Annotated in this window: 6 protein-coding genes; all 6 read left to right on the top strand. The window is 28.1% G+C overall.

Features of this window, described 5'->3' with window-relative positions:
- Window positions 1-105 precede the first annotated feature (105 nt).
- Window positions 106-7,440 (top strand): DUF4011 domain-containing protein, encoded by a 7,335-nt coding sequence (locus EG57_RS25370; RefSeq protein WP_052037753.1) that lies wholly within the window; start codon window positions 106-108, stop codon window positions 7,438-7,440.
- Window positions 7,437-9,152 carry a protein kinase domain-containing protein gene (locus tag EG57_RS0206215; RefSeq protein WP_032076398.1) on the top strand — a complete coding sequence of 572 codons (1,716 nt, stop codon included), beginning with the start codon at window positions 7,437-7,439 and terminating at the stop codon, window positions 9,150-9,152. Before EG57_RS25370 ends, EG57_RS0206215 begins: the two co-directional genes overlap by 4 nt.
- A gap of 17 nt (window positions 9,153-9,169) precedes the next feature.
- Window positions 9,170-10,582, top strand: coding sequence for a DUF5050 domain-containing protein (locus EG57_RS0206220; RefSeq protein ID WP_032076399.1), 1,413 nt, complete (start codon window positions 9,170-9,172; stop codon window positions 10,580-10,582).
- Window positions 10,583-10,977: 395 nt separating this feature from the next.
- The gene (locus EG57_RS0206225; RefSeq protein WP_032076400.1) at window positions 10,978-13,017 is read left to right on the top strand and encodes a DUF5050 domain-containing protein; all 2,040 of its coding nucleotides are present in this window, start codon (window positions 10,978-10,980) and stop codon (window positions 13,015-13,017) included.
- 128 nt (window positions 13,018-13,145) lie between these two features.
- The gene (locus EG57_RS0206230) at window positions 13,146-13,529 is read left to right on the top strand and encodes a hypothetical protein (protein WP_032076401.1); all 384 of its coding nucleotides are present in this window, start codon (window positions 13,146-13,148) and stop codon (window positions 13,527-13,529) included.
- Window positions 13,530-13,549: 20 nt separating this feature from the next.
- Entirely contained in the window at window positions 13,550-14,854 is a 1,305-nt protein-coding gene (locus tag EG57_RS0206235; RefSeq protein ID WP_032076402.1) for a hypothetical protein, read from the top strand.
- The last annotated feature ends 1 nt before the right edge of the window (window position 14,855 follow it).

Here is a 14,855-nt window from a genome sequence, read left to right on the forward strand (position 1 = left end):
ATGATTAAAAGTTTATATATTATAAATAGAATTAACAGTAAAATGATTTACAGAGATAATATACATATTTAGTTAATTTAATAATTCAGAAACAGGTGAATTAAAGTGATTGATTATAATACAAAAATCGAAAAAAGGATTGAGATATGGAAAGATAGTTTATTAGATCCTGGTAAACGAAATAGGCTTTTGAATTATAAGAAGACTAAGCGATCAAATATAGGTATTGTTGAACCAGAATTTATGGATATTTATAAACGTATAGTGGGTAATGAAGAAAAACTTACTTTTAAAGCTCCTATAAGTAGAAATACTGATAAAAAAATGTATGACGTATTATCATTACTATCAGCTATGTCAGAACCAATAACTGTTGTTAGAGGGGACATTAAGACAGAAGTAAGTAATGAAGAATGTAAAAAGACACTAAAAAACTTACGAGATAAATCGAAGCTATCCCTTGATGAACAAGGTATTAATATACTTTATTTGGTATGTGGTTTTTTAAGGTGGAGAGATAAAAGTTATAATAGTTGGTTGCTATCACCACTTATATTAGTTCCAGTATCAATTGAAGTTGAGGCAATACATGCACCATATACGCTAAAATTGTACGATGATGAAATTGTACTTAATCCTACATTGGCATTTATTTTAGAAAAGGATTATGGTGTTACATTGCCAGCATTTGATTCAAATGAAGATGAAATTGAAACGTTTATAGATAAAGTTGAAGAAATAGTTAACTACAATGGTTGGGGTATTTTAAGAGAAACAAGTTTAAGTTTATTATCTTTTTTAAAAATTAATATGTATAAGGATTTAGAAATAAATACAGAACGTATTATTCAAAACCCTGTTATAAGGGCTATGTGTGGAGATAAAAGTTCTATTTTAGGATTTGATGAAGCATCAGATGGTTATGATCATGATAGTATTACTAAACCAATTGATACCTTTCAGGTTATGGATGCAGATTCAAGTCAGCAAGATGCAATATTACTTTCTAAGAAAGGTATTAGTTTTGTTATGCAAGGGCCTCCAGGTACGGGGAAAAGTCAAACTATTACGAATATAATTGCAGAAGCGTTAGCTGGTGGTAAGAAAGTTTTATTTGTATCTGAAAAAATGGCTGCACTGGAGGTTGTGTATAGAAGACTTACTGAAGTCGGCTTAGCAGATTTTTGTTTAGCAATTCATAGTCATAAGGTAAATAAGAAATGTGTTCTAGAAGATATAGGAAAAACATTATTGTTACCAGAAGAAACGGTAAATAATAATGCTTTAGGTGTATTAAATGAGTTATTAGTAGAGCGTGAAAAACTTAATAAATATAACTCTGAGCTACATACAGTTATTGAACCTTTAGGCATGAGTATTTATGAAGTATATGGTCAAGTGTTTAAGTTAAGTGAAATTCCAGATATATCATTCACTATAAATAATATAGATAAGACTACATTTGAGAATTTGAGTAGATATCAATATGCAATTAAGCTGTATATAAATACAATCAAAAATTTAAGAATAGATTATTATAAAAATCCTTGGAAAAACTGTACATTGTCAATGGTAACACATGAAAAGAAACTTAGTATTGAAAGTAATGTTAGTATATTGTATATAAAATTTGAAGATTTGGTTGAAAAATTAGAATGTTATATAAACAAGTATCATTTACCATTTGAATTTAAGCTAGAAGTGATCGGAGAAGTTCTTGAGGTGCTAAAAATCTCATCACAGTCTCCCACAGTTCCTCTATCGTGGATATATAATGATAATATAGAAGAACTAATAGAATGCGCGAAGATTTATAAAAAGACAAACGAACTTTACAAAAGTTCATTAGATGAGATTTCAAAAAATTACTCTTCAGGTATTTTGCAATTAGATGCTAAAAAAAGTGAAAATAGTATTGTTCAATCAATTAGATTAATTGAAAATATAATTAACGAAGGAAAATACACTGATAGGGAGAAAATTTTAGAAAGTATTGAAGATATAAGTAGAGTGGCCATAAACTTATATGATGATTCTCTAACTTTATATAATATAGCATCAAAGGTCTCAGAAAAGATTGGTATTCAAAGAGATATTACATTAAATTATATTAAAGAAATGGTGGACATCTGTAATAGTATAAATGAAATTCCAAAACTCGAGGAAATATGGTTTAGCCCAAATGCAATTAATGAAGCAGAAAAATTAGTTGATGCAGGTGAAAAGATTTCCACAGAAACAAATAAAGTATTAAGCGAAATTCTAACAAAGTATAAAGAAAATATATTAGAAATTAATTCAATAGAGATGCTTGATAGATTTTATAGTAAATATAAACAAGTATTTAACTACATACAGCATTGTAAGATGAAAGAAACTATCGATTCAGATAAGTGTGAAGGCATATACCAAATTGATGTGCAAATATTTGCTAAAAAAGCTAGAAAAATAGTTGAAGATATATCTAATATTTTTAATGATGCTTACAAAACTATGTTAAAAATATCAGAAAAATATTCAATGAATATTTATAGTACAATTGGTGATTTACATAAACTTAATGAATTAAGCAAATTAATTATTTCGGATGTAAGACCAACAGAAATTTGGTTTGATAAAAGTAAGCATATAGTTATTACGAAAATCCTTTCTAAAATAAAAGAAGAAGTTAATTTGCTAGTTGACAAGACTAATGAAATCAATATGTTATGTAGAAAAGATGTATTTAATACAGATTACTTGAAAATATTGAATAGATTTAAATTGCAATATAGTGGTATCTTTGAAGCATTTGAAAGATCAAGTGATTATAACGATCAACCTAATGAAAGAAAACTTATAACACTAAAATTCATCCCCAAAAATAAATTATTAATAAATGATGTTCAAAGACTATATAATGAGGCATATAATGCAGCATTAAATATTATAGAATCATATGGACTTAAATCATACGATACAATTAATGAAATAAATGAACTAACTGAAATATGCACACTAATTTTAAGCAATATAAGACCAACAGAAGTTTGGTTTGATAAAAATAGGTATGATGAGATTTCACAAACAATCGAAAATACTAGGAAAAGGGTAGAACTACTTTATTCCAAGATGAATAAAGTAGCTTCCATATACGAAAAAGGTATTTTTGATATAGATTACTTAGGTATGTTAAATAGATTTAAAGTAGAATATACAAGTATATTTAAAATATTCAAAAAATCATATAGAACTGACAGAAAAATAATTAGGAAAATGAATAAAAATGTAGTTAAAAAGCTTAAAGATGAAACTATTATTGATCTATTATTTGATTTAAAGGAAATAGATGAGAGTAAAAATTGGTTAGCTGAAAATGACATTTTAATAAAAAGTATGATGGGTCAACATTATGCAGAAGATAAAACAAATTGGAATAATATATATGAAAAGCTTAAGGATTTTAATAAGTTGCTACAATATTTTTCAAAAGAAAATATACCACCTAAAATTAAGGTTGAACTTATTGAAGGAGTAGCCGAAGATAGTGTTATTGCTAAGCAATATAGCAAAATTAATTCTTTAAAAGATTTCAATAGTACAGAAGATTTTTCTTTGATATTCCCAGATTTAAAAAATATAAAAGATCTACCAATTGATAAGCTTATTTATAATCTTAAATATAAATACAGCATAATGGAAAATATTGAATGTGATTATAATAGTATAATTTCTAATATTTATGATCAGCATATCAACGGAATTGATGATAAGAAAATAACTCAATTACTGGAAGATTTGAATATAATTAATGATAGTAAGAAGTGGTTATTTGAAAATGATAATTTGATTAAGAAAGTTTTAGGTGACTACTATTTGACAGAAAATACAAATTGGGATGTTATAGACAATAAGATAAATACATTTAGCAGTATTTTAAGTTTCTTCGAAAATGAAGTAATGCCAAACAAATTGCGAAATGAGTTTCTTTGTGAAGAAAGAAATTGGAATGAGTTTAAAGAATTTAATAATTTTATGATGAAATTACCAAATATTAATATAGAAGATACTATAAATTTGCTTTTTTATGATTTATATGATATTGAAGAAATAAATGTGAAAGACTTTTGGAATCTTACTAATAATATGAAGAAAACTACCATGGATATAGAAAAAGATTTTAATGATATCCTTTGTTGTTTAAAGAGAAGCGAGGAATGTAAAAATATTAATGAGAAAACAATAGAAAACTTGCTAAACTCTATAAAAAAGGTTCAAGTAAATAATCAATGGTTAAATGAAAATGACAGTATGTTAACTAATTTTTTTCAAAACATGAATTCAGGATTGGATACTGATTGGGAAAAATTAAGGAAAATTTGTAATTATGTTAAGAATATAAATAATTTTTTTGGACATCAAGATATAGCTGAAAAAACAAAGGAAATATTAATGGGAAAAGGTGATAAAAAAGAATTAATAGAATTAGCTGGAGAAATTAAAATTATTATAGAAACAAATTTAGTGGCACAGATATCAGATTTTTTAAAAAATGATATTATTAAACATGATAAAATTATTGAAATTGTTAACTATTGTAAGCAACTTATTAAATCATCAAATGAAATCATAAAAGAATATAATAATGTTTCACCAATGTTTATAACAAAACGTAATTATATAGAATTAATCAATGATTTAGATAAATTAATCATTATACAGGATTTTATTAAAGATATTCAACAGAATACTAAAAAATTAAATGACTTATACGTATATAAATTTATAGGAATCGATACGAACTGGGAAAATATACTAAGTGATTTAAATTGGACAATGAAGTTTAAAGATGCTTGTTTAAAATATAAATTAGACAAAGAGTTTATACAGTATGTTTGTACTCATAAAGATTCAGGAAAGAATATTTATTTAGCAGTAAAGCAATTGGAGGAATCCTACAATAATGTTATTCTTGACTTTAAACAGTATGAAACTTTATTTGAAAACAAGTTATCTTCTATGAATTTGAGAGAACTTTTAGTGAAAATACAAGGATGTGGGGACATTTCATTACTTGATGAGTGGATTAATTATAAAATTAGTAAAAGTAATTGTGAAGTAAATGGGGTAGGGGATTTTATTGAAAAAATAGAAGAGGAAAAGTTAGAAACTAATTTAATAATGAATTCATTTTTAAAAGGATTTTATAAGATGTGGTTAGATGCTACTATTGTAAGATACCCAGCAATTTTAGAATTTCGTAGAGTTATGCAAGACATAAGTGTTGAGACATTTTCACAATTAGATGAAGCTCAGTTTATAATAGCACAAGCTAGAATAAGAGAATTGCTAATAAAAAAGATACCTAAAAAAAATAAAATTGTATTAGCAAATGATGAACTTTCAACTTTGAAGCATGAATTAAATAAAAAGAAAAAGATAATGCCTTTGAGAAAGTTATTCAAAGCAATACCTAATTTACTTATGACACTTAAACCTTGTTTAATGATGTCTCCACTATCTGTTTCATATTTTTTAGAGGCACAAAGTTATAATTTTGATATGGTAATATTTGATGAAGCATCTCAAGTTCATCCACAGGATTCAATAGGTGCAATTTTTAGAGGAAATCAAGTTATAATAGCTGGCGATAAAGAACAGTTACCACCAACAAGCTTTTTTGCCAATCATACAGAAGATAATAATTTTGATGAAGATAATGAAGAAGATGAAGATTTATATGATAATTTTAGTACACAAGGCTCAATACTAGATGAAATGTCAAATATAATACCAGAACATACACTTCTATGGCATTATCGTAGCCGTAATGAAGATTTAATAGCATTTTCTAATAAAAAAATTTATGATAGTATGCTAACCACATTTCCAAGTAATAATAACTTACAGGATAATGGTGTTGAGTATATATATGTGGAGAATGGAGTTTATGAAAAGAGTTGTAATAAAATAGAAGCGCAAAAAATAGTAGAGCTGATAAGAATACATATTGCTAAATATTCAAAACGATCTTTAGGTGTTATAACATTTAGCCAGAAACAGCAGGATGTCGTTGAGGATGTCATTAATAAATTCAGAATTGAGAATCCACAATATGAAACATTCTTTGATGAAGCTAAAGAAGAACCTTTTTTTGTTAAAAATCTTGAAAATGTACAAGGGGATGAAAGAGATACAATTATATTTAGTATAGGTTATGCAAGAAATGCTAAAGGAACTATGTATATGAGATTTGGACCTCTTGGACATGAGGGTGGATATAGAAGATTAAATGTTGCTATTACTCGTGCAAAGTACAATGTAAAACTAGTTGGATCAATAAGGCCAACAGATATAGACTTATCAAGAACTAAGTCTGAAGGGGTAAAAATGTTACGATCTTATATTGAATTTGCTATTAATAGAGATAATCTTTTAAGTGAAAAAGATATTCATATGGATAAAGAAAAAGATTTATCATTTGAAGAATATATTGCAGATATATTAATTAAGTCAGGGTACAAAGTTGACACTCAAATAGGAAGTTCGGAATATAAAATCGATATAGCAATTAAGGATCCACAAAATTATCAGAGATACGTCATTGGTATTGAGTGTGACGGATATAATTATCATTTAGCTAAAACAGTTAGAGACCGGGATCGATTAAGGCAAAGTATGTTAAAAAAGGTTGGGTGGAAGCTATATCGTATTTGGTCAACTGAATGGATTAGAAATCCTATTACAGAGAAGGAAAGGCTTTTAAATGCAATAAAACAAGCTATCCAGGACAGTAGTCATGAAACCAATAAAATGCAGCAGGTTAAGACAAATAAAAAGATTGAGTTGATTGCAAAAAACTTAGTGGAATCTCATAATGATATTGAAGCAGAAGATGACAGTTTGGATACAAATAATCCATATCAATTTGAATATTATAAAGAGGCCCATTTATCAGAATACGTAGCTTCTGAGAAGCAACCATCATTATATGGTGCAATTAAGTTTGTTGTAGAAAATGAGCAGCCAATACATAAGGATCTATTGTATAAAAGATTAGCATGTCTTTGGGAAAATCAAAAAGTTACGATAAAGGTACGTAAAGCAGTAGATAGTCAACTAAGCTTTAATTTAGAAAATGATGTAGAAATAATTCAGGATTTTTGCTGGAGTAAGTTAAATAAAAAAGCTAAAGTTCGTATACCAGAAAAGGGTGGAGAAGTAAGATCTATAAAACACATATGCAAAGAAGAACTTGCGGAAGCAATGAGTGTAATAGCAAGTAAAAGTATTGGAATTGATGAAGAAGAATTACTTTTGGCAACGGCTAGGGAATTTGGTTTCCAACGATTTGGTGATAATATTAGGCAGGCAATGACAGAAGCGAGAGAATATTTAATAAACAGTGAACGTGTACTAAACATTGATGGCAAAATTTTGAAAAAGGATGATGCAAAATGAAAAATAACAATAACATAACGCAGATTAACGGAACTGTTTTATCTGGAGAGCAAACTCAATTAAATCTGATAATTGATGATAATAAAACATCAATTAATCAAGAACTTAATAATACTATAAATAATAATTTAGAGCCTGGTACTGTGCTTTGCGATAAATATGAAGTTATTAGTAAATTGGATGTGGTGACAGGAGAGGCGGACTTATACATTTGCAAGTGGAATAATAAAGAGTATATTGCTAAGGTGTACAGGCGTGAATTTGCTATAAAGCAGGATGTTGTAGAAATATTAAAAAGTATTAATTCGCCATTTGTATCTAAGATATATGAGACAGGTATACATAAAGGAAAACCTTTTGAAGTTTTGGACTATTATAAAAACGGAAGTTTGCAAGGAAGAAAATTAAACAAAGATTTTAATTATGAAGAGATTCGCAAAAATATTATTCCAAGTATTAATGAAGGTTTGAAGGTTTTGCACAGTAATGGAATTATTCATAAAGATTTAAAACCATCTAATATCATGATTACTGACAATGGAAAAGATGTTACTATTATTGACTTTGGTATCAGTTCAGTGAAAAGTGATGGTAATACAATAATTGTTACCAAAACAGGAATGACACCAGAGTACTCGGCACCAGAAACTTTTCGTAATTTATTTTTGGAGGAATCTGATTATTATTCTTTTGGAATAACAATATTTGAGCTATTTTGCGGATATACTCCATATAAAAATATGAAGGCTGAGGAAATAGAAAAGTATGTATCTGTGCAAAGAATACCATTTCAAGAGGATATGCCAAGTGAACTAAAAAATTTTATTTCTGCACTTACTTATTATGATATTACAAATAGAAGAAATAAAAAGAACCCCAATCGACGATGGACATATGATGAGGTTAAGCAGTGGTGTGATGGAAAGAAACTAGCTATTCCTGGAGAAGGCATTGGTAATTCTGAAAAACTTGAAATGCCACCATATACTTTTTTACGCAAAAAATATACAGATATTCCATCTCTTGTTGCAGCATTAGCTGAGAATTGGGAAAATGGTAAAAAGCAATTATTCCGCGGATTGATTTCAGGATTCTTTAAAGGTTTTAATCCTGAGATTGCTACATTTTGTTTAGACGCTGAGTTAGAAGCAACAAGAACTAGTGGAAAAGACGATATCATCTTTTGGAAATTGCTTTATACTATTTATCCAGAATTAAGAGCATTTTATTGGAAAGGAGGAAGCTTTGAAAGTATCAATGCTTTAGGTCGAGATATGCTAGAGCGGCTTTGGAAAAATGATACTAGTAAGTTAAATTATTATGATAGTATACTTTCAGAAAAGTTACTTTCAACTTATGTTCAGACGATAGCACCTAATGATGAAAAGCTGAAGAGTGCAGTTGGTAATATTGAAGCTATGCATGAATTTAATAATAATGATGAACGCAGTAAGTTGATGACTTGTTATCAGATGGCTTACATGTTATCCGGACAGAGAATTTTAGATTTAGATGGTGTTAAATTTAAAAATGTAGGAGAACTTGCTTCATATATGAAAGAGCTTCTTAATAAGTCTTATGAAGAATTTGAAAGCTTTTGCCATAAGCTGATAGATAGTGAAGATAATTTGGACATACGTTTAGAGAGTTGGCTTATTGCTATTGGAAAGAGAAAAGAATTGGATAAGTGGAAAGAAACACTAGTAGGATAGTATGGGGGAAGATGAGTATGTTTTTATTTAGAAATAAGGAGATTGATAAATTAAAGCAAGAGTTGAAGGTTTTAAAAAACGAGAAACAACTACTATTAGATAAATATGAAAAATTGGATAAAGAGTTACATAAATTTGAAAATGAAAATAAGAAACTTTTAGAACGTGCAGAGCTTGCAGAAAAGTTTGAAACAGCTGATCGTTTTCACAAGTTTTTAGAATCATTTGGGAAAAAACCTAAGTTAGTTGACTTAATATTTGAATTAGAAAAAGATAATAAAGATGTACAGAAAATAGTTTCTGCTTTTAATAAAAATGAAAGTATTTTAATTAATGAAAAGTCATCATATTTGTTTCAATATACAGATAAAAAGGATAAATCTCAACCTAAAATTGAAGATATAGAAGATATGAGCAAAAAAATCGATACTGAATTAAATCAAATTGTATCAGCTGGATTGGAAAGAATAGAAAATGAAAAGAAAGAAAAGCGGAAGAAGGAGGAAGAGGAACGTTTTGGAAAAGTTTTATATTCTGAAGATGATACTATAAGGTATGGCAATACACCTGGAAATATAGCTAATGGGGGTAGGTGTTGTATTTATGGTGATAGAATATACATTGGACTTAAAAATAAAATTATGATTGAATATAGTAAAAAGACTGGTGAAAAAGTAAAAGAATATAGAGGATTTAATTTAGGAAAACTTGCCGTAATCCACAATAAATTGTTTTATGGAAATATAAGATATGAAAAGTTTATAGCGTTTTTAGGAAATCGAAATATTGAATGTTTCACGTGTTTTAAAGGAGAATTTTATTGGGGGAGTCAAACTATTTATGATGGAAGACTTTATTTTACAAATAGAGATGATGGAGATAGGATTTATTATTGTTCATTGCAAGGCCAGAATGTAACAGAATTAAGCAGCAATGCTTTACCAGCAAAAAGAGGAACCGAGCTAAGTTTCTCGAGTGATTGGGTATATTATAACAGTACAAGTGGATTTGCAAGGATAAACTCAAACAATAGTTCATTTGAACTGCTTCCAAATGGACTATATGGTATTATTTGTAGCCCAAAGGGTGTATATGGGCTAATTTCAAAAAATTATAGAAGTCAATTATATTACTTTAAGCATACAAATCCTGAAGAAACTATTCTTATTATTGATGATGTTATATGCTTTAACCTTAATAAAAACAAAATAGTATTTTCTTCTAGAAATAAGAAAGGATTATTTACTGCTAATTCTGATGGAAGTGAAATAAGAATGATAGTTCAGTATACTGCATGGTCTATTAATATAGTAAATGATTGGGTATATTTTAAAGATAGTAACATGATGGATGACTACTATCGTGTTCGAATAGATGGCACAGGTCTAACTCGCTTAAAAGAAGGTGAGCCATTATATGTAGTTGACTAGAATATGCTTTATATAATAACATAAAAAAATTTTATTAACTGTTAATATAGAAATGACTTTCTGGTAAAATAGAGAGGTTTATACTTCAAGGTAAATTGCCCTAATTAGAAAAAGAAATGAATTATTTGATATAAATGTTGTAAAGATACAGAAATTTTTGAAGGATAAGTTAATAAATAGTATTATTCGAGTAGAATTATTGATTCTATGAGATTTGGTTAGGTATAATATTTATTTAGAATTAGAAAGATTATATGAAAAAGTTAAAGTTTTTTCACAAACTGGCAGACGATGAAGATAATTCTGATATGTATGTTGAAAGCTAATTCATTATTTTAGGAAAAGAATTGATAAATGAAAAGAAATGTTACTAGAATGGTATGGAGGAAAAAATTATGTCCTTATTTGAAGACAATAAAATTAAAGAATTGAAAGAACAATTTGAACTTATTAGCAAAGAAAAGGCGAGTTTATTAGATGAGAATGGTAATTTGTATTTTCAGTTATATAATCTTGAAAATGAAAAAAGGCAAATTTTTGACGCTACTTCTAAATTAGAAAAAGTAAGACAAGTATTATTAGATAAAGTTGAGAAATTAGAGATACAGTTGCATGAAATTAAAAGCGAAAATAAGCAACATTCTCAAAGTATTTATAAATTAGAAAAGGAAAAACAAGTGTTATTAGATAAAGTGGAGAAACTAAATATAGAGTTACATGAAATTGAAAGTACAAATAAGCAACTTTCAGAAGCTCTTTCTAAACTAGAAGAAGAGAAAGTGAAAAAGGATATTAAATATGCTAATTTGGAGTATGAAAATCCTTATAATACTAAAACAAGAGAAGTTTTTTTAGAAAGTACAGAGTCTGAAGAAAAACAAAAGTCATTTTTAAGATTACAGTATATTTTAGCACTTTATATAAATAAAAAAGAGAAAATTAATTTCTTTAAAATGATGCAGAATTTAGAAATGGAAAAGAAAATGTTGCTAGATAAAAATCAAGAATTTGAAATACAATTACATAATATTAAAAGTGAAAACATTGAATTTTCAAAAATTATTACGCAACTAGAAAAAGAAAAAAAAGTACAAGTGGAAGCACACAATAGTAAATCAGAGAATGAAAATATTCGTGTTGCTAAGATTAATGAGGAAGTTTTGAGACGTGCTGAACTTGCCGAAAAATTTGAAACAGCAGATCGGTTTCACAAATTTTTAGAATCATTTGGCAAAGCTCCTAAATTAGTTGATTTAATTTCCAAATTAGAAAAAAATAATGAAGATGTAGAAGAAATGGTCTCAACTTTTCATGAAAATGAAAGTGGATTAATTGAAGAACAGTCTTCATATTTGTTTGAATATATAAATGAAAAGCAAGAAATTCAACCTAAAATTCAAGTCATAGAAGAAGTGAGTAAAAGAATTGACAGCGAATTAGAGCAAGCAGTATTAAATGAATTAGAAAAATCCAAAACAGAAAAAGAAAAACACCAACAAAAGGAAAGAGAAAAGCGCTTTGGAGACGTTTTATATACAGATGAGGATATTATGAATTATGGAAATATCCCAGGGAATATAGCTAATGGTGGGAATTGTTGCGATTATAGGGATAGAGTATATATTGGATTTAAAAAAGGAACGATGACTGAATATAACAAAAACACAGGTGAAAATGTTAAGGAATATACTGGGTATAATAAAGAGAAACTTACTGTTATGAAAGGAAAATTATTTTATGGACATGGATTTGATAAATACTATAGTAACGCTGGAGGTAAGGGTCTTTGGCATAGTCAAATGATTTACAAGGAAAATCTATATTTTGTAAATAAGGAAGATGGAGATAGAATTTATTATTCTTCATTAGAAGGCGAAAATCCCAAAGAGCTTTGTAATAATGCACTACCTGTTGATTTGGAATATGGTTCTACAATTGAGTATGCCTTTTCTTCTGAATGGATGTATTACAATAGTATAGAAGGATTTGCACGAATTAACTTGAAAAGCAGTAAATTTGAATTAATTCATAATAAATTAGATAAATTTAATAAATTGAGAGATATTATTTGTACACCTAAAGGGTTATATGCTCGAATTTGTGGTAGTCGTAATTTATATTATACCTCACATGTAAATCCTAAAAATTTTGAGTGCATTATTGAAGATATTGGTTATTTTAATTTATATAAAAATAAAATAGTATTTTCTTCTGAAAAGCAAAATGGATTATTTATTGCTAATCCCGATGGCAGTAATATAAAACGGATAGCTCAATATTATGCATGGGACATTTATATAGTAAATGATTGGGTATACTTTCAAGATAACAAAGCATTTATGGACAGAAAACTGTATGATTACTATCGCGTTCGAATAGATGGTACAGGTTTAACTTGGTTAAAAGAGGGTGAGCCCCTATATGTAGTTGACTAAGATATAAAAAATATATATAAGTATAAAATTCTTTGATAACTAATGGCGATAATATGAATTTATGGAATAATAAGGAAATTAAATACTTAAGCAAAAGGTGCTTCAATTAGAAGAAGAAAGGAAAATTAGTGCAGCCAGAACTTGAACAGTTAATTAGTTTTGGGAATAAGTTAAAAGAAGAATTGCTATCCGCAGGATACAAAAACTTTTCTGCTACTACGCCTAAAAATGATAAATTAAAAAGTAATTTCATTACAAGAAAAAAAGGACAATCTGATCAAGAATACTATTCAATTTTGTTTAAGAATGCTGAAAACTTTGATGAGGCTATCAAGCTTTATTGTAATAATACACCATATAATGATTTACTGCTAACATCAAAGCTAAGTCGTATTAGAAACATCCTTCTTTCTAATAATCTTTTGCCAAAGGCGATTAGTGGTAATGAGCTTTATGATGTTGTTAAAAGAGTAAGTGCTAAAATTAATAGTAATGTCCATCAACAAAATTGAAAATATAAGGAGGAGTATAAATGAGCGGTCCCAAAACGTCTAGGTACACATTAACTAAAGAGCAAAGGCGTATTCTTAGAGAGCAGTTAGAAAGAGAACGACGTACGCAGGAAGAAAAAACAAAAATTAATAGATATATTAGCGAACTAAGAACTATCTGTGCTAGCTTTGATGAGCCTCTAGAACAGGTAAAGGAGCTTCAAAAGAGAACTAATGAGGGAAAAGAGTATATTTCTCAAGTAGAAAATTTATGCGTGGATATACAACAGAAAATAGAAAGCAATTCTTTAAATGATAAAGAACTGACGTTAGAGAGGCTGGAAATTCATAATAAATCTTTAGAAGCTTATCTTAAAAAAATAATGAAAAAAGCAGATATGCTTACTGAAAAAGCAAAAGATTTAAAGAAGAACCTTATCCAAGACATACAAAATGGTATTGATGAAGGCTTTTTACTTGAGATACCTACAAACATTGGCAAAGTGGAATCGGATAAGGATTCTAAGTTATCAGAAACTATGTTGACAAAGCTAAGTGAGATGTCAGAAAACCAAGTTTTACCACAGACGATGCGAAATGACATAATGGCTGCTATGCATAAAATAAGAGAGATTAGTGATATCGGATTTTTACAAAATTACAAAGCTATGACTTTTACGGAGCTTGTAAAACAATATAACAAATATATTATAAGTTATCAAAATGAAAAAGAAACCTATGATGATCTTATCGTACGATATTCAGCATTATGCAATATGGTAGGAATAACAATTAAAAAACATACATTTTCAGATGAAGCAATCAGTAATCTTAAACTTGAAATTGAACAAATAGAGAAACAACTTGTAGAACAGCGTGAAGAATCATATATAAACAGTTGTATGGATGAGGTAATGGCTGAAATGGGATATGAACTACTGGGCGATAGAAAAGTTACTAAGCGTAGTGGTAAGAAATTCAAAAATGAATTATATTCGTTTAATGAAGGAAATGCAATTAATGTTACCTATGCTTCTGATGGGAATATAACCATGGAGCTAGGTGGTGTAGATAAGCAGGATCGATTACCAGATGATGCTGAAATAAATAGGCTTTGTGAAGATATGGAGAGTTTTTGTGAAGATTTTACGGGAATTGAAAAGAAATTAAGTGAAAAGGGAGTAATAATTAGCAATAGAGTTTGTATTTTACCTCCTAAGCCTGAATATGCACAGGTAATAAATACTTCCGATTATAACATAAAAAGTGATATGGAAATTGAAATAATGAAAGCAAAAAAACGTAAAGTTAGTGCTGGAAACAAGAAAACTTTAGAAAGGAATTAGT

The organism is Clostridium drakei (genome assembly GCF_000633595.2).
Classification (GTDB): domain Bacteria; phylum Bacillota; class Clostridia; order Clostridiales; family Clostridiaceae; genus Clostridium_AM; species Clostridium_AM drakei.

Coding starts and splice junctions, on each gene's coding strand:
- EG57_RS0206215 (WP_032076398.1), top strand. CDS start 7,437: ATGAAAAATAACAATAACATAACGCAGATTAACGGAACTGTTTTATCT.
- EG57_RS0206235 (WP_032076402.1), top strand. CDS start 13,550: ATGAGCGGTCCCAAAACGTCTAGGTACACATTAACTAAAGAGCAAAGG.
- EG57_RS0206225 (WP_032076400.1), top strand. CDS start 10,978: ATGTCCTTATTTGAAGACAATAAAATTAAAGAATTGAAAGAACAATTT.
- EG57_RS0206220 (WP_032076399.1), top strand. CDS start 9,170: ATGTTTTTATTTAGAAATAAGGAGATTGATAAATTAAAGCAAGAGTTG.